The following is a 23,310-nucleotide window of genomic DNA, read 5'->3' on the forward strand; positions in this document are numbered from 1 at the left end:
GAGTGAGACCCCTCGTCCCAGGCAGGGGTCTGTCTGGCGTCTCCCACTCGACCGGGGTTTCTCACATGCCGCTGCTCGGCCTGCTCTCCTGCGTGCTGCACGACAAAGCCCTCCGCACGTTGGTCGACTCCGCCGGTGTCCCCGAGCTGGAGCTGGACGGTCCGCTGGCCGCCCGCCCGCTCGTCGCCGCGGCGCTGTCCACCGCGAAACCCGTCCTCGCCGTCACGGCGACCGGGCGGGAAGCCGAAGAGCTGACCAACGTCCTCAAGGACCTCATCGGGCCCGGCAAGGTCGCGTTCTTCCCCAGTTGGGAGACGTTGCCGCACGAACGCCTGTCGCCCCGCGCGGACACGGTGGGTGCGCGGCTGCAGGTCCTGCGCAGGCTCAAGCACCCCGAGGGCAACCCGATCCGGGTGCTCGTCACGACGGTGCGCAGCCTCATCCAGCCGATGGCGCCGGGTCTGGGCGACCTCAAGCCGGTCCACCTCAAAACTGGTGAAGAGCAGGACTTCGCCGAGCTGATCACGAGCCTCGCCGAGAACGCCTACACCCGCGTCGACATGGTCGAGAAGCGCGGCGAGTACGCGACGCGCGGCGGCATCCTCGACATCTTCCCGCCGACCGCAGAGCACCCGTTCCGGGTCGAGTTCTGGGGCGACGAGGTCAGCGAGATCCGGCCGTTCTCCGTGCAGGACCAGCGTTCACTGCCCGACCAGATCGACGAGTTCGTGGCGCCGCCGTGCCGCGAGCTGTTGCTGACCGAGGACGTCAAGCAGCGCGCCCAGGATCTCGCCGAGGAGCACCGGTCGGACGCTCACCTCGCCGAGATGCTGGAGAAGATCTCCGGGGGCATCGCGGTCGAGGGCATGGAGGCGCTCATCCCCGCGCTGTGCCCGGGCGAGCTCCAGCTGCTCACCGAAGTCGTTCCCGAAGGCACGCACGTCCTGCTCAACGACCCGGAGAAGATCCGGGCCCGCGCGGCCGACCTGGTCCGCACCGGCCAGGAGTTCCTCGAAGCGTCCTGGATGGCCGCGGCGGCGGGTGGCAAGGCGCCGATCGACCTCGGCCGCAGCGCCTACCAGAGCATCAGCGAGATCGCGGACAACGCGAAGGCGAACGACCGTCCGTGGTGGACGCTCAGCCAGCTCACCACCGACGCGCCGGACGTGGTGCACCTCGACGTCAAGGCGGTCGAGGCCTACCAGGGCGACGTCGACCGGGCGTTCGCCGACCTCAAGGCGCACACGGCGACGGGTGGTGCGGCCGTGCTGGTCGTTCCCGGCGCCGGTACCGCGCAGCGCGCCGTGGAACGGATGAACGAGGCCGAGGTCTCCGCGGTCTGCGTGGAATCCCTCGACGAGGCACCGAAAGCAGGCACCGTCACGGTCGTTCGCGGTGCGATCGAGGACGGCTTCGTGCTGCCGGACCTCGCGCTGGTCGTGCTGACCGAGACCGACCTGACCGGCGGTCGCGGTGGCACGTCCACAAAGGACATGCGCAAGCTGCCGTCGCGGCGGCGCAACGCGGTGGACCCGTTGGCGCTCAAGGCGGGCGACTTCGTGGTGCACGAGCAGCACGGCATCGGCAAGTACGTGGAGATGGTCCAGCGCACCGTCGCCGGCGCCACCCGCGAGTACCTGGTCCTGGAGTACGCGAGCAGCAAACGCGGGCAGCCCGGCGACCGGTTGTTCGTCCCGACGGACCAGCTCGACGAGGTCAGCCGGTACGTCGGCGGTGAGCTGCCCACGCTGAACAAGCTCGGCGGCAGCGACTGGAAGAACACGAAGTCCAAGGCGCGCAAGGCGGTCAAGCAGATCGCGGCCGAGCTCGTGCAGCTCTACGCTGCCCGGCAGTCGGCCCCCGGCCACGCGTTCGCGAGCGACACGCCCTGGCAGCGCGAGCTGGAGGACGCGTTCGCGTTCACCGAGACGCAGGACCAGATGGCCGCGATCGACGAGGTCAAGGCCGACATGGAACGCAGCGTGCCGATGGACCGCGTCATCTGCGGTGACGTCGGCTACGGCAAGACGGAGATCGCGGTCCGCGCGGCGTTCAAGGCCGTGCAGGACGGCAAGCAGGTCGCGGTGCTGGTGCCGACGACGCTGCTCGCCCAGCAGCACCTGAACACGTTCTCCGAGCGCATGCGGCAGTTCCCGGTGAACGTCAAGGGACTCAGCCGGTTCACCGACCCCGCCGAGTCGGAGCAGGTGATCCACGGCCTCGCGGACGGCGAGGTCGACATCGTGATCGGCACGCACCGGTTGCTGCAGAAGACCGTGCGGTACAAGGACCTCGGCCTCGTGATCGTCGACGAGGAGCAGCGGTTCGGTGTCGAGCACAAGGAGCACATCAAGGCGCTCAGGACCCACGTCGACGTGCTGACGATGTCTGCGACGCCGATCCCGCGCACGCTGGAGATGTCGCTTGCGGGCATCCGCGAGATGTCGACGATCCTGACCCCGCCGGAGGAACGGCACCCGATCCTCACCTACGTCGGCGCGTACGACGACAAGCAGGTCGGTGCCGCGATCCGGCGCGAGCTGATGCGTGACGGCCAGGTCTTCTACGTGCACAACAGGGTCTCGACGATCGAGAAGGCCGCGAAGCGCATCCGCGAGCTGGTGCCGGAGGCCCGCGTGGTCACCGGGCACGGCCAGATGAACGAGGACAAGCTCGAACATCTCATCCAGGGCTTCTGGGAGCGTGAGTACGACGTCCTCGTCTGCACCACGATCGTCGAGACGGGCCTCGACATCTCCAACGCCAACACGTTGATCGTCGAACGCGGCGACCTGCTCGGCCTGGCCCAGCTGCACCAGCTGCGCGGCCGCGTCGGCCGTGGTCGTGAGCGCGGCTACGCGTACTTCCTGTACCCGCAGGAGTCGCCGCTGACCGAGACCGCGCACGACCGGCTCGCCACGATCGCGCAGAACACCGAGCTGGGCGCGGGTATGGCCGTCGCGATGAAGGACCTGGAGATCCGCGGCGCCGGCAACATCCTCGGCGCCGAGCAGTCCGGCCACATCGCGGGCGTCGGCTTCGACCTCTACGTGCGGCTCGTCGGCGAGGCCGTCGAGGCGTTCCGCAAGCACGCGGGCGCCGACGGGGGCGAGGTCGAGGAGGAGCTCGCCGAGGTTCGTGTGGATCTTCCGGTCGACGCGCACATCCCGCACGAGTACGTGCCGGGCGAACGGCTCCGGCTGGAGGCCTACCGCAAGATCGCGGCCGCCTCCGACGAAGCCGCGCTGCAGGCCGTGTGGGACGAGCTCAAGGACCGCTACGGCACGCCGCCGGAACCGGTCGAGCGCCTGCTGAGCGTGGCGAGGTTGCGGCACACCTGCCGCCGCCACGGCGTCACCGAGGTGATCGCCATGGGCCAGAACGTGCGGTTCGCGAAGCTGGAGCTGCTCGACTCGCAGCTGGTCAGGATGCGCCGGCTGTTCCCGAAGGCCGTGTACAAGCAGGCCATGGGCACGGTCACGGTGCCTAGGCCGACCGAAGGAGCGGCAGGCGGCCGGATGGGTGCACCTCAGCTGCGCGACCAGGAGCTGCTGGACTGGTGCGGTGCGTTCCTCGACTCACTGGCGGGGACTCCCGTGACCCCGGTCACCACGGCGTGAGAGGGTAGATCCTCGTGAGCACTGTTCTGAAGCGTTTCTCGCTGGTCGGTGTTGCCGTGGCGCTGCTCGCCACCGGTTGTGGCGCCGGGCCCTCGAAGGCCAGTTCGGCCGCGATCGTCGGTGGTCAGTCGATCGGTCTGGGGACCGTCCAGGACCGGACCGTGAAGGTGCTCAAGAAGGAGCCCGCGGCCCAGCAGATGCAGGACCAGGGCAAGCTGGACCAGGTCTCGCGCCTGGTGCTGGCCGACGAGATCACCCACAAGATCGCCGACTACGCGGCGCAGCGCGAGAACATCACGGTCGACGAGACCAAGGTGTACGACGCGGTCCAGGAGAAGGGTGGCCCCGAGGCCGCCGCGAAGCAGAGCGAACAGGACGCCACCACGATCTACCGCCGTCAGCGCGACGTGCTGGTGATGGGTGAGCTGGCGAAGCGCAACCTCTCCACGCTCGAGGTCGTGATCGACTTCTTCCAGAGCAAGGACCCGAAGGAAGCGAAGGAGAAGGCCGCCGAGGTCGCGGCCGACCCCTCGAAGATGTCGCGGTTCATCCAGGAGGCTCCGCGCACCACGGGCGGCCAGCAGGCGTCGGCGACGAACCAGCGGGTCCGCGTCACCGAGAACCCGTCGCTGGTGCACACCATGCTGTGGGGCGTGAAGCCCGGCACCGTGGTCGCCTTCCCCGCCGACGAGCAGCAGTCCAGCTGGATGGTCGCGCTGGTCAAGGAGCGCAACCGGGTCTCACCGACGCCCGGCGAGGACGACCTGTCCGAGCGCATCGACCCGCGCCTGCTCGGCGCGTTCGGCCTGCGGATCGCCCAGTTCCTCGCCGCGGACCTGGAGATCGAGGTCAACCCCCGCTACGGCGTGTGGGACCCGACCGACGCGACCGTCGTGGGCAACGCCGGTGAGCGGGCCGGGTACGTCGGCGTCACCGCGACCAAGAACAAGTCTTGATCACCGTCGTCGTCCTGAGCGAGCGGCTCGACGCCGTGCTGCCGGCTGCCGCCCTGCCCGCGTTGCGCTCGGCCAAGGCCGTGTACGCGGGCGAGGGCGTTGCGCTGGAGTTCTGGTCCTCGCTCGGCGTTGACGGGCCCGCCCCTGCTGTGGTCGAGGACGGCGCGGTGGTGCTCACGACCGAGCCGTCCGCGTACCCGGACGCGGTCGTGATCACGACGCCCGAGCCGATGGGCGCGGGGCTGCTCGACGCCGCCGCCGTGATGCACCGGCTGCGTTCGCCCGGCGGCTGTCCGTGGGACGCCGAACAGGACCACCTGTCGTTGCGCCAGTACCTGCTCGAAGAGACCTTCGAGCTGCTGGAGGCGATCGAGGACGGCGACCGCGCGGCGATGCGCGAGGAGCTGGGCGACGTCCTGCTCCAGGTGCTGTTCCACGCGCGCGTCGCGGCCGAGGACGCCGAAGATCCGTTCGACATCGATGCGGTTGCGACTGATCTGGTCGCCAAGCTCGTCGGCCGTCATCCGCACGTCTTCGAGGGCCACGACCCGGCGGTGCACGACGCCACGTCGCAGCAGCACCGGTGGGAGGAGCTGAAGCAGGTCGAGAAGCGGCGCGAGTCCAGTGTGGACGGTGTCGCGCTCGGTCAGCCGGCGGTTGCTCTCGCCGCGAAGTTGGTGCAGCGCACCAAACGCGCGGGGTTCCCGGTCGACCTGCTGCCGGAGGGCGACGACACGGGCACGACGTTGTTCGCCGTGACGGCGTTGTCGAAGCTCGCGGGTGAGGACCCCGAGACAGAGCTCCGCCAGATCTGTCGCCGTTTCGCCGCGAACGTGCGCGAGGCCGAGGCGAAGGCCAGGGCCGAAGGTCTGGATTCGCTTGCAGCTGAGGACTGGCGGCGATTTTGGCCCAGATAGTGCCGCGACCGCCAACCTTCACCGCGTCTTCCGGCGCTCAGCAGGGCACCTCGCGACACCGGCCCCCGCCCCCCTGTGCCCGATATGACGGGCGGGGGCCGGCGCCGCGATGCACCCGTCTGAACGTCGGAACACGGGGTAAAGGTTGGCGGTCGCGGCACTAGAAACGGTGAACGTGGGCTAACGTCGATCTCGTGACTTACCTGCGGTATCCGCACCTGTGCGGTGACTTGGTGACGTTCGTGGCCGAGGACGACGTGTGGCTCGCGCCCGTCGGTGGAGGAAGGGCCTGGCGCGCGTCCGCCGATCAGGTACCCGCCCGCACACCCCGGTTCTCCCCTGATGGCACGCAGTTGGCCTGGGCGAGCTGGATCGACGGTGCGCCGGAGGTGCGGGTGGCGCCTGTGGACGGTGGCCCCGCACGCCGGTTGACGCACTGGGGGGTGGCCCGCACGGCCGTGTCCGGGTGGACTCCGGACGGGCGAGTGCTCGCCGTGTCGACCACCGGCCAGATGTCCCGGAACCGCAAGCAGGCGCACGCCGTTCCGCTGGACGGCGGACCGTCCGAAGTGCTGCCGTTCGGGTGGGTCAACGACGTCTCGTTCGGTCCGGACGGGCAGGTCGTCACGTCGTCGAGCTACATGCAGGAACCCGCCAGCTGGAAGCGTTATCGCGGCGGCACGGCGGGCAAGCTGTGGGTCGATCTCGCGGGTGACGGCGAGTTCAGCCGGATCCTCGGCGATCTGAAGTCGTCGCTGACGAACCCGATGTGGGTCGACGGGCGCATCGCGTTCCTGTCCGACCACGAGGGCGTCGGCAGCGTGTACTCGGTGCTGCCGGACGGTACCGACCTGCGCCGGCACACGGCGGGGGAGTTCTACGCGCGCAACGCTTCCAGCGACGGCTCGCGGGTGATCTTCCACCAGGCCGGCGAGCTGTGGCTGCTGGACGGCTTGTCGGACCTGCGCAAGCTCGACATCAAGCTCGGCGGGCCGCGCACGGGCCGGCAACCGCACCACGTCAAGGCTTCCGGCAACGTCGAGTCGTTCAGCGTCGACCACACGGGCCGCGCTTCTGCCGTTGAGGTCCGTGGTTCCGTGCACTGGGTGACGCATCGCGACGGCCCCGTGCGCGCGTTGGCCGACCGCTCGGACGTCCGTGCGCGGCTGCCGAAGGTGCTCGGCGAGACCGATCACGTCGTGTGGGTGACCGACGTCGAAGGCGAGGAAGCGCTGGAGATCGCGCCCGTCGGTGGCGTCGAGCCCGGCAACACCGCGCGTCGGGTTGCTTCTGGGCAGCTTGGCCGGGTCATGTCGTTGGCCGCCGCGCCTGATGGCTCGCGCGTGGCCGTTGCGACGCACGACGGCCGGTTGTTGTTGGTGGACATCGCTTCCGGCGAGGTGCGCGAGGTCGTCCGCGGTGCCAACGCACACGTCACGCACCTCGCGTTCTCGCCTGACTCCTCGTGGCTGGCGTGGTCGCATCCCGGTCCGAACCCGTTGCGGCACATCAAGATGGTGAACACGTCTGATCTGTCCGTTGTGGACGTGACGCCGCTGCGCTTCGCCGACTTCTCGCCCTCGTTCACCGAGGACGGCAAGTACCTGGCGTTCCTGTCGATCCGCACGTTCGACCCGGTGTACGACGCGCACGTGTTCGACCTGTCGTTCCCCACGGGCTGTCGGCCGCACCTCGTGCCGTTGGCGGCCACCACGCCGTCGCCGTTCGCGCCGATGCACGGTGGACGTCCGGTCGGCGACGAGGACAAGGACTCCGACGACGAGGACGAGAAGACCTCGGTCACTCGGGTCGATGTCGAGGGCCTCGCTGATCGCGTCGTGACGCTGCCCGTCGCGGCCGCCGACTACGCCGGCCTGAAGGCTGCGCGGGGCGGGTTGTTGTGGTTGCGCCGGCCGTTGCTCGGGGTGCTCGGCGACAACCTGGCGTCGCCGGAATCCCGGCCGCCGCGCACGGTGCTGGAGCGGTTCGACTTCGGCAAGCTCAAGACCGAAGTGCTGGCGGACAGCGCGGAAGCGTTTGCGATCTCCGGCGACGGCAAGCGGATGGTCATCGAGGACCGCGGCGACCTGCGGGTCGTGCCGTCCGACAGCAAGGTCGACGACGACTCGGCCGACTGCATCGAGATCGACCTGTCGCGGGTGCGGGTGGTGATCGACCCGGCCGCCGAGTGGGCGCAGATGTACGCCGAGAACGGCCGGCTCATGCGTGACCACTTCTGGCGCACCGACATGGGCGGCGTCGACTGGCAGGGCGAGCTGGACCGCTACCGGCCGCTGGTGGCCGAGGTGGGCAGCCACGACGACCTGGTGGACCTGCTGTGGGAGGTGCAGGGCGAGCTCGGCACGTCCCACGCGTACGTCTGGGGCGAGGCGTCGCGCGTGCCCGCGTCCCGTCGCCAGGGGCTGCTCGGGGCCGACTTCGCGCTGGTCGACGGCTCGTGGGTGGTCTCGCGCGTGATCCCCGGCGAGACGTCCGACCCGCACGCCCGTTCGCCGCTGGCTGCTCCTGGCGTGGCCGTGCGCGCTGGCGACGCTCTTGTGGCCATCGACGGTCGTCCGGTCGGTCTGGCCGGTCCCGGTGCGTTGTTGGTGGGGACGGCCGGCAAGCCCGTGGAGCTCACCGTGCGGCCGGGTGGTGGTGGCGAGCTGCGACGAGTCGTGGTCGTGCCTCTGGCCGATGAGGAGCCGCTGCGCTACCACGACTGGGTGGCCAACCGTCGCGCGTTCACGCACGCACGGTCCGGTGGCCGCGTGGGCTACCTGCACGTGCCGGACATGATGGGCGCCGGCTGGGCGCAGCTGCACCGCGACCTGCGGGTGGAGCTGGCCCGCGAGGCGCTCGTCCTGGACGTCCGCGAGAACGGCGGCGGCCACACCTCCCAGCTGGTGATCGAGAAGCTGGGCCGGAAGGTCATCGGCTGGTCGGTGGCGCGCGGCTACACGGCGTCCGAGTCGTACCCGCAGGACGCGCCCCGCGGCCCGGTCGTCGCGGTGGCCGACGAGTTCGCCGGTTCCGACGGCGACATCGTCAACGTGGCCATCAAGGAACTGGGCATCGGCCCGGTCGTCGGCGTCCGGACGTGGGGCGGCGTCATCGGCATCGACATGCTCTACACGCTCGTCGACGGCACCATGGTCACCCAACCGAGGTACGCATCCTGGTTCAAGGGCCACGGCTGGGCCGTGGAGAACTACGGTGTCGACCCGGACATCGAGGTGGTCATGACGCCGTCGGACCGCGTTTCCGGGCGCGACCCACAGCTGGAGAAGGCCGTTTCGTTGGCCCTGGAAAGCCTTTCATCTTCGCCAGCCGCTCACGCTCCGGAGTTGCCACCACTGGCTTGAACACCCCATCGTGTGACTAAAGAACTGTGACGCACTGTTCCATGTGGACGATCAACCAAGTGGAACAGTCGTCACCGTTCGGGGGTGTGTCCCAGATGAGTCACCGTGAAGAGCCGCGCAGCGGTCGCGGATGCTTCGGAGCCGTGGTCGTCGTGCCGTTTCTGGCACTGGGCGGCATGTTCGCGCTGATCGCGCTCACCGGGTCACCCGATGAGGCGCCACTGGCCGCGCCGCCGCCCGCGCGGCCCACATCGCAGTGGTGGACCGAGCCGTTCGAGACCGGGACTTCGCTGTCCACCGTCACCGAGACCGTTGTGGTGGAGGGAGCGGCGCGGGAGGTTCGGGCGGCTCGGATGGCGACGCAGACTCGGGTTGCGGTGTCCACTGTCACCGAGACCGTTCGAGCTACCGGGGCCAAGTCTGCTGCTACCGGGCGAAATGAGCCGCCGGCGGGGCCCGAGGAGGAAGAGTCGACCGAGACCTTGCCGTCCTCTTCGGACACTTCTTCGCCGGTGGTGTCGTCCACTTCTTCTGTCGTGCCTGCGCCTCCGGTGTTGGAGACGCCTTCTTCTGGGCCTGCTGACCCGGTTACCACCACGCCTTCCACGCCTCGGTCTGAGGAGCCGGTTCCGCCGGTTGTGCCTACTACGCCTACCGAGCCTCCTTGTGAGCGTGGGGAACCGGTGCCTTCGGTTCCGGAAGAGCCTGGTGCGCCTGAGGAACCTCCTGCCGAGGTTTCGGTCGGCGTCGGCTTGGAGTTGCCACTGCCTTCCCCTGCTGAGGAATCGTCCACGTCCTCCGCGCCCTTGGCAGGGGTCTGAGAGAGGGGGTTGGGGCTCATTCCGCCGGGCCCCAACTTCCTTCAGGCTCGAGAACGCACAGATTGTGTTGTGCAGTGCGGGGTTGGGTGTTGCCCCTGTGCCGGTTTGTCTCGACTGACCGGCCCGCGTCCCCCAGGGTCACCCGGCCTGCGGGGCAGCGGTTCTTCCGCTGCCCCGTTTCTGCGTTACTGGGTTGCGCTTGCCCGTGCGTAGGCGTCGGCCCCGCTGAACACGTTCTGGCCGTACTCCACCGAGTTGTTGTAGGTCATCACGGCGGACCACCAGCCCTGGCCCGTGCCCAGGTCCCGGGCTCCGCCTCCGCAGAGGTAGCGCGCTGCCGTCAGGGCGGCGTCGTCGATGTTCTGCGGGTCTGCGGGGAGGCCGTCGCCTACCGCGCGCTTGGCCCAGCGGTTCCACGTGCCGGGGATGAACTGCATCGGGCCCACTGCCCGGTCCCAGGTCGTGTCGCCGTCCAGGCGGCCGCCGTCGGTGTCGCGGATTGCTTTGACGCCGGGGGAGCCGTTCAGCGGGACGCCGATGATCGGGCGGGAGGGGAGGCCGTTCTCCTGCAGACGGGAGCCGTTGATGTTGCCGTGGCGGGACTCGACTCGGCCGATGCCTGCCAGGGTTGCCCAGGAGATGCGGCAGGCCGGGGCCTCGCGCTGCATGATCACGTCGGCTGAGGCGTAGGCGTGCAGTGCTCGTTGGGGGATGTCGGTCTTCGACGCCACTCGGGTGATCCAGTCGGCCAGCGGGTTCGCTGCGGCTGTGTCGTTGCCCGGGGCGGCGGCGCTGCCAGGGGGTGCGGCGCCTGGTTCGACGTCCTGGATCGGGACCAGGAACGGGGGCGGGCCCAGCGGGGCGGCGTCTTTGCGGTTCAGGGCGCCCAGGCCCCAGGCTGCCGCGGCCACCACGACGATCAACAGCAGCACCAGGACGATGCGGCCGATGATGTTGCCGTAGTTGGGGCGGCGGGCTGGGCCTTTCACGGGCGGCGGGACCACGCGATCCAGGCTACGTGCTTCGGGACGGTCGCGGGGGGCTGCTTGCCGCGCGGATGCTGCGCTCTGTCCACTGAGGACGGAAAGATGGTCAATTTCCCAAGGCCAGGCGGGCTTTGACCTCGCCGAGCGCTTCCTGGTACTCCGGTGACGGGTTCATCGCCACCGCCATCCGCAGCTGGGCCAGCGCCTCGGGGAGGCGGCCCAGCCGTTGCAGGGTCTTGCCCAGCGCGAACCGGGCGTAGTGGTCGCTCGGGTCGAGGTCGAGGACCTTGCGGAACGCTTCCTCGGCCCGGTTGAGCTGCGCGGACCCGAGGTATGCCCGGCCGGCCAGCAGTTGCACCGACGGCGCCTCGCCGGCCTCGTCCAGCACCTGCTGCAGTTCACGGAGCGCGTCGAGAGGCCGACGCTGCGCGAGCAACGCCTCCGCCTTCCGGAACGCCTCGAAGGTGCTGTCCGTCATTCGATCAACGTTACCTACCGCCGGCCGGTTCTTCGACTGCCGTCCGGGCGACAGAACTCGATGGGGTGGAGGTGCCGAGCCAGCACGCGCCGAATCCCAGCACCAGTCCGGCCACGACACCGGCCGTCGGCACCTGTCCCAGCAGCGGCCACGCGATCAACGCCGTCACCGACGGAACCACAGAGGACAGCGTCGTCATCGCCGCGGCGCCCCCGGTGCGGACGCCGACCAGGAACAGCGACGCGCCGCCCATCGAGTTCACCAGCACCAGGAAGGTGAGCGTCAGCCAGAACTGCCGCCAGTCCGTCACCCCGGCGTGCTCGGTCAGGGCGAGCAGGCCCACCACCGGCACCGAGACCGCGTGTTGGACGGCGTTGCCGCTGCGGAAGTCCGTGTCGCGGCAGAACTTCTGCTGGTAGACGCCGCCCGCGACGAAGCCGAGCATGCCCAGCACGGTGAAGACGGCACCGGACCCGAACGACCCCAGCCGGTTCCACAGCGCGGTCAGGACGGCGGCGATCCCGAGCATCAGGCCGGTGATCTGCCTGAGTCCAATTCGGACGTGGAAGATCTGGGCCGCGACCACGGCCGTCAGCACCGGCGTGCACGAGATGATCAACGCGGTGACTGACGCCGGCACACCCATCCTCAGGCCGAGGTAGACGCCGGAGAACTGGCAGGCCTGCACGAGCAGTCCCGCCACGCAGGTGTGGATCAGCGGCCATCCACGCGGCCAGCGCGCGCTCGTGGTGAGGGCGACCAGGGCCATGAGCACGGCCGCCAGCGTGAAGCGGATGGTGGTCATCAGGAACGGCGGAGCCACGGCCACGGCGAGCGCCCCCACCGGGTAGCCGGAGGCCCAGACCAGCACCGTGCCAGCCGCGAAGCCGGGTTTGATCCGCACGGGCTCCAGAACTACCAGCAGGTCCGACTCAGGACGAGGTTTTGTTCCACGCTGTGGCCATCCGCGTGACCGCCTCCGTGATGATCTCCGGCGAGGTCGCGAGGTTCATCCGCACGAACCCCTTGCCGCCGGTGCCGAACGGGATCCCGGAGTTGAGCGCGACCCGGCCCTGCTGCAGGAAGACCTCGCTCGGATCGTCGCCGAGCCCGAGCTCGCGGCAGTCCAGCCAGGCGAGGTACGTGCCCTGTCCCGGCCGGTACCGGACACCGGGCAGTTCGGCGGCCAGCAGGTCCTGGAGCAGGCGCCGGTTCTCGTCGAGCCCGGCGAGCAGGGCGTCGAGCCAGTCGCCGCCGTCTCGCAGCGCCGCCGTGTGCGCGAGGATGCCGACGTGGCTGGGCCCGTGGCTCACCTCCTCCGGCAGCCGCTTCAGGTCCTCGGCGGCGTCCGGCCCGGCGATCGCGAGCGCGGCCTTGAGCCCGGCGAGGTTCCAGGCTTTGGACGCCGACATCAACGACAGCCCGTCGCCCGCAACGCTCAGGTACGGCACGAACTTCGTGGCCGTGATCGGCGCGTGGATCTCATCCGCGACCACCCGGACGCCGTGCTCGCGCGCCACCTGCGCCACTTGCTCCAGTTCGGCTTCGGTGTGGACGGTGCCGGTCGGGTTGTGCGGGCTGCACAGCAGGTAGACCGATCCCCGGCCGGCTTGCACGAACGCCCTTTCGAGGTTGTCGAAGTCGATCCGGTGGTCGTCGCCGAGCGGCGCCTCGACCACGCGCCGTCCCATCGACCCGACGAAGTGGTAGAAGGGCGGGTACACCGGGCAGTTGACGACGACGGGCGCGTCCCGGTGCGAGACCAGCCGGAACATCTCGACGACGCCGAGCATCACGTCCGGCACGATCGCCGTGCGCTCCACTGCGAGCTCCCAGTCCCACCGCTGCTTCGCGAACGCCTGGAGCGCCTCGGCATAGCCCGTGCCCGCGGGATATCCGGTGTCGCCGCGCGCGACCGCGTCGGTGATGGCCCGCGCGACCGGCTCGGCCAGCAGGACGTCCATCTCGGCGACCCACACCGGCAGCACGTCCTCGGGGTAGTACCGCCACTTCATGCTCGTGCGCTGCCTGAGCTGGTCCAGGGTGAGCTGACGTAACGGGTTCATAGGGCAAACCTAGGCTTCCTCGTCCGCAAAATTCTTGCTGAAGTGCAGGCGGACGGCCGCCTGATGATCACCGAGCTGGCCGACCGCGCGCAGCTGAGCGTCTCCTGCTGCCAGCGCCGCTTGCGTGATCCGCGGCTACCGCGCCGTGGTGGACGCCACCGCGATCGGGTTCGGCTTCGAGGCCCTGGTGTTCGCCAAGCTGCGGATCGAGTCCATGGACGACTTCGACCAGGCCCTGGTGGAGGCGCCGAACATCGTGGAGGCGCAGCGGTTGTTCGGCAGCCCCGACTACCTGCTGCGGGTAGTCACCGCGGATCTCGCGTCGTACCGGCGGTTGTACGAGGACACGCTGGCGAAACTGCCTGGGGTGCGCGGGTTGACGTCGACGATCGTGATGAAGCAGGTGATCGAGCCGCGGCCGTTGCCGGCGCAGCTGTGAGAGCTACCAGCCGAGCGCCTCGCCGTACGCGTCTCGCACCAGTTCGAGGCACCACTCGGGGGTGGGAAGGTCGCGGGTCTGGTGCGCGAGCTGCGACTGCCACTCCAGTTTGACGGGCAGCGAGGCGAACTCGTACTTCTGCACTGAGACACCTGTCGCGTCGCGCACCAGTTCGGCTGCCTCTTGCGTCAAGGCGCCCAACTCGGCGAGGCGCGCGAGGTCGTACAGGTCCCGAGCAGCGTGGCGGTCCGCCCAAGCGAGAGTCTTCATCGCTGCGAACGCCGGCAGCGTTGGGACTTTGAGCTCGACTTCCGACGTGATGTCGCTGTACCGGGTCTCGATCCGCGCCGTCTCCCACGGCCATCTTGCCCACTCGTCGTGATCGAGCAGTTGGACGCGCACGCGAAGATCCGCGGTTGTGACGAGCAGCCCGGGCTCGATCGCCGATCTCGTCGACCTCAGTGGAGGATCCCAGCTCGTTCCAGGGAACTCCCTGCGCAGCTGCCGTGGCAGCCGTTCGTCGAGCGCAGTGGCGACCGCAGCACGGTCAGGCGTCCACAGGTCGATGTCCTCTGACAATCTCCCGCCTGCCGCTGGGTTCGCCAGGTGCGTTCTGGCCAGGGCGGTGCCACCGACGAAGAGAACGTCGGGCGCTGTCCGGGGCAGGCTCGCGAGCACGTGACTGATCAGGTGATCCCTCCGAACCTGCTCCTCGGCGACCCCGAACAGATCAGCGACGGCAACGAGCTCGTCGTGCTCAAGCACCTGCCGCCTCCTTCACCCGAGCCAACGCACCGGGCCTGCGTTGATCCTTTGCGAGTTCTTCCACGAGAGCCCAATCGATCTTGCGGGCGAGTGCTCGGACGACCGGCCGGATTTCAGCTTCGGTGAGGCCGCCGAGCTCGGGCCGTGCGGCGATGTCGAGCGCAGTTTGCTCAGCGGTGGTCATCCAACCCGTGGTGAGCTCGGTGTCCGCTCGCTCGAGGTCCAGCCGTCGCACGTCGCGCTTGACGAAAACGATCTCGCCGAGGTCGGTGCGCAGCGGTGGCCGTTGCTTGGGCACGGCCACGACTGCGGTTCCGATGGCGCGCGGCAGGGCGCCGTGCCGCCGTGCGGCTGTGATTCCCATCAGCGCCACTACGTCCTTCCCGTAGTCGGCTTGCGCCACGCCGAGTGCCGCTGCGGCGAGGTCTGGACGCCACCTCGGATCCCCGAACCGTTCGAGAGGAGCGAGCGCGTAGTAGCCGTGGCTGATGCGGCGGAGCACTGCCTGTTCGAGCAGACGCTCGAACTCCCCGCGAGGATGTGCGTAGACGTCGGCCGCGTCCCTTGGGCGCAGCACTTTGTTCGTTCGTCTGGCGAGTGCGGTCGGGATGGTCACGTGGCGTTTCACTATTACCTCCGTAGGCCAGAAGCCTACGTTCATAGTACTCATTTCAGGGAAGCAGGGAATGCACGCGGGCGTTGTCCTGTTGCATGAGCCTGCGCTTCTCACTGATGGGTCCGGTACGAGCCTGGCGACACGACGAGGAGATCGAACTGGGGCCGCGCCAGCAGCGCGCGGTGCTGGCGGCGTTGCTGCTGAACAACGGCATCCGGCTGAGCAACGACCAGCTGATCGGCATGGTCTGGGACGACCCGACGCCGAGCGCGGTCATGGCGCTGCGGACGTACATGTACAAGATCCGCAAAGCCCTGCCGGAGCTGGACCTGAAGTCCAAGGACGGCGGCTACACGGTCCGGGCCGAGATCGTCGACGACTGCCGCGGCGAACCCTTGGAAGGGCTCCAAGGCGCCTACTTCGAGGCTCAGCGGGTCAGGCTCGCCGCGCACCGGCTCAAGGCCCGCGAGGACTGGCTGGAACGCGAGCTCGACACCCTTGAACTGCAGAAGCACGTCGCCTCCCACCCCCTCCGCGAACGGCCGCGCGCGCTGCTCATGCACGCCCTCTACCGCGACGGCAGGCAGGCCGAGGCGTTGGACCACTTCCACCAGGCGCGTGCCCTGCTGAACGAGGAGCTCGGCCTCGAACCGGGGCCAGAGCTGCGCGAGGTGCACGCGCAGATCCTCAGGGGCGACCTGCACCTGCCGCGCCGGCCAGAGCAGCTGCCGCCGGACCTCGCCGACTTCACCGGACGTGCGCAGGAGATCGCGCAAGCGCTGCAGACGTTGCCGGGCACGGTCGGCATCACCGGCATGCACGGCAGCGGCAAGACCGCGCTGGCCACCCGGATCGGGCACCTCGTCAAGCACCGCTTCAAGGACGGGCAGATCTTCGTGCGCGGCAAGGACTTCGCGAACGACCTGCTGCGCGCGGTGGGGGTGGAGAACCCGACCGGTGACAAAGCCGCGCTGTGGCGGGAGAAGGCGCGCGGCAAGCGGTTCCTGGTCGTCGTGGACGACGTGCCGGACGCGGCCTCGATCGCGGATCTCGCGTCGCCCGGCTCCGCGCTGATCGTCACGAGTGTGCGCCGGCTCAACGAGCTGCCCGGCGTGACCTGGTTGAAGATCGCCGGGCTCACCGGTCAGGAGGCGCACGAGTTCTTCCGCAAGGTCCTCGACCCCGCCAGGATCGCAGCCGAGCCGCAGCAGGCGGAGGAGTTCCTCAACCGCATGTCGTACCTGCCGCACGCCGTCCGGGTGGTCGGCGGCAAGCTCTCCGCCCGCCCGCACTGGACCATCGGGATGGCCCTCGCCCAGATGCAACGGGACACCAAGCGCGACGGCGCCAACTCGTCCGACTGCCGGGCCGTGCTGGCACCGATGGTGAAGGTCGAGGGACAGCTCGCCGAAGAAGCACGGCACCTCCTGTTGTGCTTCGCCCAGCAGGACGCCGAGGTGATCGACGTGAGCGCGGCGGCGGAGATGTCCGGCCTTCCGGTCGGTGCGATCGAGGTCTTGCTGGAGTCGCTCGCCGACGTGCACCTGATCGAACCGCTGGTGCTCGGCCGGTACCGGCTGCCGCGGTTCGTGCGGAGCTACTTCGGCTGGCGCACACCTGTGCTGACCAGCTGATTCATTTCGCGTTCACGGCCTGATGACGACGTGGCGGAACCGTCAACGCCATGGAACTTCAGGGACAACGAGCACTGGTCACCGGCGCGACGTCCGGCATCGGCCGCGCGGTGGCGGAGAAGATGACCGCGGCGGGCGCGACCGTCATCACCACGGGGCGGCGCGGTCTCGCCGGCACGCAGCACGTCGTCGCCGACCTGGCCGACCTCGACGACGTGCGCAGGCTCGCCGAGGAAGTCGGCGAGGTCGACGTGCTGGTCAACAACGCGGGCATCTTCCCGTTCGGCCCGACGCTCGAGCAGGACGTCGAGACCTACGAGCAGGTCTTCGACGTCAACGTGCGCGGGCCGTACTTCCTCACCGCCGCGCTGCTGCCGAAGATGATCGCGAAGGGCGGCGGCAGCATCGTCAACATCTCGTCGGTCACCGCTCGCACCGGCACGCCGATCATGTCCGTCTACGGCGCGTCGAAGGCCGCGCTGGACTCGTTGACGCTGAGCTGGGCCGTGGAGTTCGGCGCGCACGGCATCCGGGTCAACTCCGTGGCGCCCGGCCTCACCCGCACCGAGAAGGTCGAGGAGAATCTCGGCGACGCCATCGAGCACATCGTCGCGCCGACCCCGCTCGGCCGCGCCGCGCACCCGGAGGAGATCGCGGAGGCCGTGCTGTTCCTGGCCTCGCCGCGGTCGAGCTTCCTCACCGGGTCGATCGTGACGGCGGACGGGGGCGCCATCGCGACCTGACCTGGTCGTTCATCGCGAATTTATGCCGAAATGATCCGACGCGGGCACGTTCGTAGACATGTCAACCAAAGAGCTTGAAGGCAAGAAGACACTCGTTACCGGTGCCACGTCGGGAATCGGCCGCGCGATCGCGGTGAAGCTGGCCGAGCAGGGCGCCACCGTCTACGTCACCGGCCGCCGCGCCGAGCTCGGCAAGGAGACCGTCGAGCTCATCGAGCAGGCCGGCGGCACCGGTCACTTCATCGTGGCCGACGTCGCGAACCTCGACGACGTCCGCAAGCTGGCCCAGGAAGTCGGCGAGGTGGACGTGCTCGTGAACAACGCGGGCATCTTCCCGATGTCGCCGACCCCTGAGCAGTCGCTCGACGACTACGAGCAGGTGTTCGACGTCAACGTCCGTGCGACCTACTTCCTGACCGCCGCACTCGTGCCCGCGATGGTGGCGAAGAAGAAGGGCGCGATCGTCAACGTCTCGTCCGTCGCCGGCCAGGTCGGCACCCCGGCCGGCTCCGTCTACAACGCCTCCAAGGCCGCGATGGACGCGCTGACCCGCTCGTGGGCCATCGAGTTCGGCGCGGCGGGCGTGCGGGTGAACTCGGTGGCACCCGGCCCGATCGCCACCGAGGCCGTGGCCGAGATCGACCTGTTCCACGAGATCAGCGCTGCCACCCCGCTCACCCGCGCCGGTCAGCCGGAGGAGATCGCGGAGGCCGTGCTGTTCCTGGCCTCCGACCGCGCCAGCTACATCACCGGCGCGGTGCTGGCCGCCGACGGCGGGTTCGTCGCGACCTGAGCCAGCAGCTGCGCGACGGACGAGGGCGACTCGACGTGCACGTTGTGGCCACAGCCGGGGAAGATCACCGGCTCCGGCACCAGCTCCTTCAGGTGCTCCTGAGGGCTCATCGGGTCGTTCTCGCCCGCCGCCAGCACGACCTCGGCCTCCGCGGCCATGATCAGGCCCGGCATGTCCGGGCGGCCCACGCCGAAGGCCTTCATGTCCAGCGCCGGCGTCCATCCACCGTCCACTTCGGACACACCGTGCCGCAGCTTCACGCCCGCCATCTTCGACGCCCGCTCGACGGCTTCTTCTTCGGTGGCGAAGACCTTGCCCGGCTTCGCGGCGAGGGCTTGAGCTTTGGCCAGCTCCTCGTCCGTCCACCGGACCTTGATCCCGACGCCGACGCACGTGGTCACGTCCACGCCGAACCACCCGCTCGCCAGTGCCAGCCCGACCACGCCGCCCAGCGAGTGGCCGATGATCGTGACCGGCTCGCGCGGGATGACCTCCGCGACGGACGCGGCGAACGAGCCGAACGAGTAACGCTCGACGGGCTCGCTGCGCCCGTGACCAGGCAGATCCGGCACGAGCCAGCTGCCATGCCAGTCCTTGACGACGTCGTTCCACACCTCACCGGTCGCGCCCAGACCGTGCAGCAGCACCAGCAGCGGCCCGTTTCCACCACGTTCGACATGAAGCACGCGACCAGCCTAGGGCCGGTGCTCCCGACCGGCCTAGGGCTGAGCCCGCCACTGCTGGCAGGAGTTGCCGAGCCAGCTCCACAGCCGAACGTCCGTGCCGTCCGCGGTCCCGCAGTCGGCCATGTCGGCGACCTTGCCGCTGTTGGAATTGCGCAGCTGCACCCAGTCGCCGTCCGTCGGGAGGACCGACCAGCGCTGACAGGCGTTGTCCCACCAGGTGTGCTGCTGGATGTTGGTGCCGTCAGCGGTGCCGCAGGCGGCCACGTCGAGCAGCTTGTTGCTGCCCTGGTTGACGATCCGGGCGGTGCCATCGGCGAGCGGCTCGATCCGCCACCGCTGGTTGGCTCCGCCGTGGCAGGCCCACGAACGGACGTCGGCGCCGTCCGCGGTCGACCAGTTGCTCACCTCGAGGCACTTGCCGGTCGCCCGGTTGACCAGCATGACGTCATTTGGCGTGTAGATGAAGCCGACCTTGTCGACCTCGTCGCCGCTGCGGCCGTGGAATCCGGCGATCTGCCAGCCCGCGGGTGCGGTGCGGGTGAAGCAGTCCGAGGTGGTGGAGCCGCCGGCGAGAGTGCGCCCCAGGTTGGTGGTGAACTTCGCGTAGAACACCCGTGTGTGGTTGTTGTGCTTGGCCTGACAGAGATATGCGTTGTTCACGTACTCATTGCTGCCCAAGGTGAGTGACGAGTACGAACCGCCTTCCCCGCCGTGGGTCAGCCTCGTGCCGTCGTTGAGCGTCACGCCGACCTGGTCGACACGCTTGCCGCTCCGCAACGAGATTTCGGTGGTCTGGGCACCCCACGCCACCCGGTCGACGTCGTTGAAGTAGTTGCCGTGCGGGCCGCCGACCTGCTCGCTGAACTGGTACGCCGGGTTCGTCGACCAGCTGAACCCGACGCTGAGCGGGTAGTGGTCGGACAGCATCTTGCCGGTGCCGTCCTCCCGGAAGGCGGCGTGGTTGTTCTTGTAGGACGTCGCGTTGAGGGTGACGGCCCGGCTGCCGCGGTACCAGATCTTGTCGACGACCTCGCAGCTGTCCGTGGGGTTGGCGTTGTCGCAGAGCACGGCGTCGCTGCCTTCCGCGGGGGCGTTGCCACCGCGGACGAGCTGCACCCACGGGTCGGTCAGACCGTTGGCGGCGGCGAAGTTGCGGATCGTGGTGCCGTCGACCGTGCGGGTGTAGCGGGTGTTGGTGTCACCCATGACCACCACCGCGTTGCCGGCCGAGCGGCTCTGGATGAACGAACTGAGCTGCGCGAAGTTGGAGGCCCGTGCCGCGAGGTCGCCGCTGTTGCTGCCCGCGTCGGCGTGCAGGTTGTAGAAGTCGACGTAGATGCCCTCGGTCAGGCGCGTCCGCATGAACGTGAAACCCTTGGGTGTCAGGCAGTCACCGCTGTTGGCGTCGCAGGCGTTCCACTTGACCCGCTCGAAGTCGCCTTCGTCGAAGGGCTTGCGGGACAGCGTGTTCAGCCCGCTGCCGAAGGGCACACCGCCACTGGTCGCGGTGCGGTGCGGGTGGTTGTTCGCCGCGTACAGGTAAGCGTGGTAGTTGAAGTCCTCCTGCACGTGGACGATGTCGTACGATCCGATCCGTTGCCCGATCGCCGTGGTGGCGGACTTGCGGGGAGTCGGTGCGCTCGACAGGGCCTCCGGCAGCCCCGCGATGTTGTACGTCAGCGCGGTGAACGTGCCTGATTCCGCAGCGGACGCTGTGGGTGTCGTCGGCAGTACCACGATGGCGGCTGAGGCGAGTGTTGCCGCCACGGCACCAGCCAGTGCTCGTCGCATGATGGGGCCCTTCTCTGCGCCCTGACGCCCTTTCGGGCGTGGTTCACGAGTCATCGCATTGGCACCGGCGGAGGCGGGAGACACGCCGTTGCTGGCGGGACTGTAGGGCTGGTGAAGCCTCGGCTGGAATAGATGATGAATGAATTTCGCGTTCACCATGCTGAACTCGCCAGGTGGCGTGGCCCGAACGGCTACGGGCCATCCTCCATACAGTCTTCTGGCACGATTCAGTCGAGCGGCGTCGCGGCCCACTGTGATCTGACGGTGTCGAGCCCCAGCCGGTCACCTGGCCCAAGTAGGCTCGTCGCGAGACGAGACGCAGGAGAAACAGGGAGCGCAAGTGGCGGTCATCGAGCAGGTCGGAGCACGCGAGATCCTGGACTCGCGCGGCAACCCCACCGTCGAGGTCGAGGTGGCGCTGGACGACGGCACGCTGGAGCGTGCGGCCGTTCCGTCGGGCGCGTCGACCGGTGAGCACGAGGCGGTGGAGCTGCGGGACGGCGACGCCAAGCGGTACCTGGGCAAGGGCGTCGAGCGCGCGGTCACCGCGGTGCTCGACGAGATCGGGCCCGAGCTGGTCGGCATCGAGGCCGTAGAGCAGCGCGTCGTCGACCAGAAGCTCGTCGACCTGGACGGCACGCCGGACAAGGGCCGTCTGGGCGCCAACGCGATCCTCGGTGTGTCGCTGGCGGTCGCGAAGGCCGCGGCCACGTCGAGCGGCCTGGAGCTGTTCCGTTACGTGGGCGGCCCGAACGCGCACGTGCTGCCGGTGCCGATGCTGAACATCCTCAACGGCGGGTCGCACGCCGACACCGAGGTGGACATCCAGGAGTTCATGATCGCGCCGATCGGCGCGGAGACGTTCCGCGAGGGCCTGCGCTGGGGCACCGAGGTGTACCACGCGCTGAAGTCCGTGCTGAAGAGCAAGGGTCTCGCGACCGGCCTGGGCGACGAGGGCGGTTTCGCCCCCAGCCTCGCCAGCAACCGCGACGCGCTGGACCTGATCCTCGAAGCCATCGAGAAGGCCGGTTACCGGCCGGGCCGCGACGTCGCGCTCGCGCTCGACGTGGCCGCCACGGAGTTCTTCTCCGACGGCGCCTACACGTTCGAGAAGAACAAGCGCTCCGCCGAGCAGATGATCGGCTACTACTCCGAGCTGGTCCGCGACTACCCGATGGTCTCCATCGAGGACCCGCTGTCCGAGGACGACTGGGACGGCTGGGTGCAGATGACCGCCGAGCTGGGCGAGAAGGTCCAGATCGTCGGCGACGACCTGTTCGTCACCAACCCGGAGCGCCTGGAGGAGGGCATCTCCCGCCGCGCCGCCAACGCGCTGCTGGTGAAGGTCAACCAGATCGGCACGCTCTCCGAGACGCTCGACGCGGTCTCGCTGGCCACGTCGTACGGCTACAAGTCGATGATGTCGCACCGCTCGGGCGAGACCGAGGACACGACCATCGCCGACCTCGCCGTCGCGACCGGTGCCGGCCAGATCAAGACCGGCGCCCCGGCCCGTGGTGAGCGCACCGCGAAGTACAACCAGCTGCTGCGCATCGAGGAGTCCCTCGGCGATGCGGCGCGCTACGCCGGTGAACTCGCGTTCCCGCGTTACACGCCGGAGAGCTGAGAGGCTGAGGCATGGCCGAGCGCGCGCGTCGTCCCCGTCGCCCCCGCGAAGAGCGGGAGGCGCGGCCCGCGCGCGCTCGAAAGCCACCGCGTCCCAAGGCGCCGTCGCGTCGTGGCGACGGCACGGGTGGCGCGTTCGGCATGACGGGTACGCGGCGGGCCGCGATGTTCGCGATGGTGCTGTGCGCACTGGCGTTGAGCGTCGCGGTCCCGTTGCGGACCTACCTCTCGCAGCGCGACGACCTGCGCGACGTGGGGGCCGAACAGCAGAAGCTGCGCGAGCAGGTCGCTGCGTTGGAGCAGCGGAAGGCGCAGCTGCAGGACCCGGCGTACGTGGAGATCGAGGCGCGCAAGCGGCTGCACTGGGTGCGGCCGGGCGAGACGCCGTACATCGTCCAGCTGCCGGGCGACGAGAACCGCAACACTGAATCGGAGAGGCCGTCGGGCAAGCCCGCGGCACAAGGGTCTTGGTACGAGGAACTGTGGGAATCGGTGACGCACAAGTAAGTGCTGCTGACCTGGAAACGGTCGCTCAGCAGCTCGGCCGCACGCCGCGCGGGACACGTGCGATCGCCTCGCGGTGCCCCAGCGGGCACCCGAACGTCGTGCAGACGGCGCCGCGGCTGCCCGACGGCACGCCGTTCCCGACGCTCTACTACCTCACCTGCCCGAAGCTGAACTCGCTGGTCAGCACGCTGGAGGGCGGCGGGCTGATGAAGGAGCAGCAGGAACGGCTGGCTGAGGATCCAGAGCTCGCCGCCGCCTACCTGCGCGCGCACGAGGCGTACCTCGCGGAGCGTGACGCCATCGAGTCGTTGGGCACGCAAGTCACCGCGGGCGGCATGCCGAGCAGAGTTAAGTGCCTTCACGTGCACGTCGCTCATGCCCTCGCGAAGGGCCCTGGGGTCAATCCCATGGGGGACGAAGCCCTGGCAATCTTGACGGAGCAGGCGCTCTGGCCCGCCGGGGACTGCGCGAGTTAACAGTCAACGGAACCGAACGCACGCT

Annotated in this window: 20 protein-coding genes; 11 read left to right on the forward strand and 9 right to left on the reverse strand. The window is 69.1% G+C overall.

Annotation, left to right across the window (positions count from 1 at the left end; translation table 11 throughout):
• Positions 1-65: 65 nt before the first annotated feature.
• The 4 genes from mfd (at position 66) to DI276_RS32820 (ending at position 8,858) form a co-directional block, all read left to right on the forward strand.
• A complete protein-coding gene (gene mfd / locus DI276_RS32805) occupies positions 66-3,620 on the forward strand; it encodes a transcription-repair coupling factor (protein ID WP_198681048.1) in 3,555 nt (1,184 codons plus the stop codon).
• Positions 3,621-3,634: 14 nt separating this feature from the next.
• Positions 3,635-4,576 carry a hypothetical protein gene (locus tag DI276_RS32810; RefSeq protein ID WP_112270596.1) on the forward strand — a complete coding sequence of 314 codons (942 nt, stop codon included), beginning with the start codon at positions 3,635-3,637 and terminating at the stop codon, positions 4,574-4,576.
• Positions 4,573-5,493, forward strand: a complete 921-nt coding sequence (locus DI276_RS32815) for a MazG family protein (protein ID WP_112270598.1) — start codon at positions 4,573-4,575, stop codon at positions 5,491-5,493. The genes DI276_RS32810 and DI276_RS32815 overlap by 4 nt, the downstream gene beginning before the upstream one ends.
• A 194-nt stretch (positions 5,494-5,687) precedes the next feature.
• Positions 5,688-8,858 (forward strand): S41 family peptidase, encoded by a 3,171-nt coding sequence (locus DI276_RS32820; RefSeq protein WP_112270600.1) that lies wholly within the window; start codon positions 5,688-5,690, stop codon positions 8,856-8,858.
• Between the two features lie 100 nt (positions 8,859-8,958).
• Here DI276_RS32820 and DI276_RS50330 read toward each other — a convergent pair whose 3' ends face one another.
• From DI276_RS50330 to DI276_RS32840, 5 genes are all read right to left on the reverse strand, one after another.
• Positions 8,959-9,384: a hypothetical protein gene (locus DI276_RS50330; protein ID WP_157985084.1), complete on the reverse strand. Its 426-nt coding sequence runs from the start codon at positions 9,382-9,384 to the stop codon at positions 8,959-8,961.
• A 480-nt stretch (positions 9,385-9,864) separates the two neighbouring features.
• Positions 9,865-10,683 (reverse strand): lysozyme family protein, encoded by an 819-nt coding sequence (locus DI276_RS32825; protein ID WP_232837074.1) that lies wholly within the window; start codon positions 10,681-10,683, stop codon positions 9,865-9,867.
• A gap of 88 nt (positions 10,684-10,771) precedes the next feature.
• Positions 10,772-11,143: a tetratricopeptide repeat protein gene (locus DI276_RS32830; RefSeq protein ID WP_112270602.1), complete on the reverse strand. Its 372-nt coding sequence runs from the start codon at positions 11,141-11,143 to the stop codon at positions 10,772-10,774.
• 10 nt (positions 11,144-11,153) lie between these two features.
• Positions 11,154-12,047: a DMT family transporter gene (locus tag DI276_RS32835; RefSeq protein ID WP_112270605.1), complete on the reverse strand. Its 894-nt coding sequence runs from the start codon at positions 12,045-12,047 to the stop codon at positions 11,154-11,156.
• Between the two features lie 28 nt (positions 12,048-12,075).
• Positions 12,076-13,209 carry a MalY/PatB family protein gene (locus DI276_RS32840; protein ID WP_112270607.1) on the reverse strand — a complete coding sequence of 378 codons (1,134 nt, stop codon included), beginning with the start codon at positions 13,207-13,209 and terminating at the stop codon, positions 12,076-12,078.
• Positions 13,210-13,333: 124 nt separating this feature from the next.
• Between DI276_RS32840 and DI276_RS32845 the strand changes: the two genes are divergently transcribed.
• On the forward strand, positions 13,334-13,648 hold the full coding sequence (locus DI276_RS32845) for an Lrp/AsnC family transcriptional regulator (protein ID WP_232837075.1): 315 nt from the start codon (positions 13,334-13,336) through the stop codon (positions 13,646-13,648).
• Between the two features lie 3 nt (positions 13,649-13,651).
• Here DI276_RS32845 and DI276_RS32850 read toward each other — a convergent pair whose 3' ends face one another.
• Both DI276_RS32850 and DI276_RS32855 read right to left on the reverse strand, forming a co-directional pair.
• Complete coding sequence (locus DI276_RS32850; RefSeq protein WP_112270609.1) at positions 13,652-14,413, reverse strand: nucleotidyl transferase AbiEii/AbiGii toxin family protein; 762 nt, start codon at positions 14,411-14,413, stop codon at positions 13,652-13,654.
• Positions 14,406-15,041, reverse strand: coding sequence for a type IV toxin-antitoxin system AbiEi family antitoxin (locus DI276_RS32855; RefSeq protein WP_198681049.1), 636 nt, complete (start codon positions 15,039-15,041; stop codon positions 14,406-14,408). The genes DI276_RS32850 and DI276_RS32855 overlap by 8 nt, the downstream gene beginning before the upstream one ends.
• A gap of 104 nt (positions 15,042-15,145) precedes the next feature.
• Here DI276_RS32855 and DI276_RS32860 point away from each other — a divergent pair, with 104 nt between their 5' ends.
• The 3 genes from DI276_RS32860 to DI276_RS32870 are packed head-to-tail and all read left to right on the forward strand — an operon-like array spanning position 15,146 to position 18,199.
• Positions 15,146-16,663 (forward strand): BTAD domain-containing putative transcriptional regulator, encoded by a 1,518-nt coding sequence (locus DI276_RS32860; RefSeq protein ID WP_198681050.1) that lies wholly within the window; start codon positions 15,146-15,148, stop codon positions 16,661-16,663.
• A gap of 50 nt (positions 16,664-16,713) precedes the next feature.
• Positions 16,714-17,406 (forward strand): SDR family NAD(P)-dependent oxidoreductase, encoded by a 693-nt coding sequence (locus tag DI276_RS32865; protein WP_112270622.1) that lies wholly within the window; start codon positions 16,714-16,716, stop codon positions 17,404-17,406.
• A gap of 58 nt (positions 17,407-17,464) precedes the next feature.
• The gene (locus tag DI276_RS32870) at positions 17,465-18,199 is read left to right on the forward strand and encodes an SDR family NAD(P)-dependent oxidoreductase (protein ID WP_112270624.1); all 735 of its coding nucleotides are present in this window, start codon (positions 17,465-17,467) and stop codon (positions 18,197-18,199) included.
• Here the strand turns inward: DI276_RS32870 and DI276_RS32875 are convergent.
• A complete protein-coding gene (locus DI276_RS32875) occupies positions 18,148-18,885 on the reverse strand; it encodes an alpha/beta fold hydrolase (protein ID WP_112270626.1) in 738 nt (245 codons plus the stop codon). The genes DI276_RS32870 and DI276_RS32875 overlap by 52 nt on opposite strands.
• 33 nt (positions 18,886-18,918) lie before the next feature.
• Entirely contained in the window at positions 18,919-20,676 is a 1,758-nt protein-coding gene (locus DI276_RS32880; RefSeq protein WP_112270628.1) for an RICIN domain-containing protein, read from the reverse strand.
• Positions 20,677-21,016: 340 nt separating this feature from the next.
• On the opposite strand from DI276_RS32880, the gene eno reads away from it, so the two are divergent.
• Genes eno through DI276_RS32895 form a run of 3 tightly spaced genes read left to right on the forward strand, consistent with a single transcriptional unit; the run spans position 21,017 to position 23,285 of the window.
• Complete coding sequence (eno, locus tag DI276_RS32885) at positions 21,017-22,303, forward strand: phosphopyruvate hydratase (protein ID WP_112270630.1); 1,287 nt, start codon at positions 21,017-21,019, stop codon at positions 22,301-22,303.
• Between the two features lie 11 nt (positions 22,304-22,314).
• Positions 22,315-22,809, forward strand: a complete 495-nt coding sequence (locus DI276_RS32890; protein WP_232837076.1) for an FtsB family cell division protein — start codon at positions 22,315-22,317, stop codon at positions 22,807-22,809.
• Positions 22,785-23,285: a DUF501 domain-containing protein gene (locus tag DI276_RS32895; RefSeq protein ID WP_232837077.1), complete on the forward strand. Its 501-nt coding sequence runs from the start codon at positions 22,785-22,787 to the stop codon at positions 23,283-23,285. Before DI276_RS32890 ends, DI276_RS32895 begins: the two co-directional genes overlap by 25 nt.
• The last annotated feature ends 25 nt before the right edge of the window (positions 23,286-23,310 follow it).

The organism is Lentzea terrae (assembly GCF_003265345.1).
Taxonomy (GTDB): Bacteria; Actinomycetota; Actinomycetes; order Mycobacteriales; family Pseudonocardiaceae; genus Lentzea; species Lentzea terrae.

Coding starts and splice junctions, on each gene's coding strand:
- DI276_RS32890 (WP_232837076.1), top strand. CDS start 22,315: ATGGCCGAGCGCGCGCGTCGTCCCCGTCGCCCCCGCGAAGAGCGGGAG.
- DI276_RS32830 (WP_112270602.1), bottom strand. CDS start 11,143: ATGACGGACAGCACCTTCGAGGCGTTCCGGAAGGCGGAGGCGTTGCTC.
- DI276_RS32840 (WP_112270607.1), bottom strand. CDS start 13,209: ATGAACCCGTTACGTCAGCTCACCCTGGACCAGCTCAGGCAGCGCACG.
- DI276_RS32865 (WP_112270622.1), top strand. CDS start 16,714: ATGGAACTTCAGGGACAACGAGCACTGGTCACCGGCGCGACGTCCGGC.
- DI276_RS32880 (WP_112270628.1), bottom strand. CDS start 20,676: ATGCGACGAGCACTGGCTGGTGCCGTGGCGGCAACACTCGCCTCAGCC.
- DI276_RS32870 (WP_112270624.1), top strand. CDS start 17,465: ATGTCAACCAAAGAGCTTGAAGGCAAGAAGACACTCGTTACCGGTGCC.
- DI276_RS32860 (WP_198681050.1), top strand. CDS start 15,146: ATGGGTCCGGTACGAGCCTGGCGACACGACGAGGAGATCGAACTGGGG.
- mfd (WP_198681048.1), top strand. CDS start 66: ATGCCGCTGCTCGGCCTGCTCTCCTGCGTGCTGCACGACAAAGCCCTC.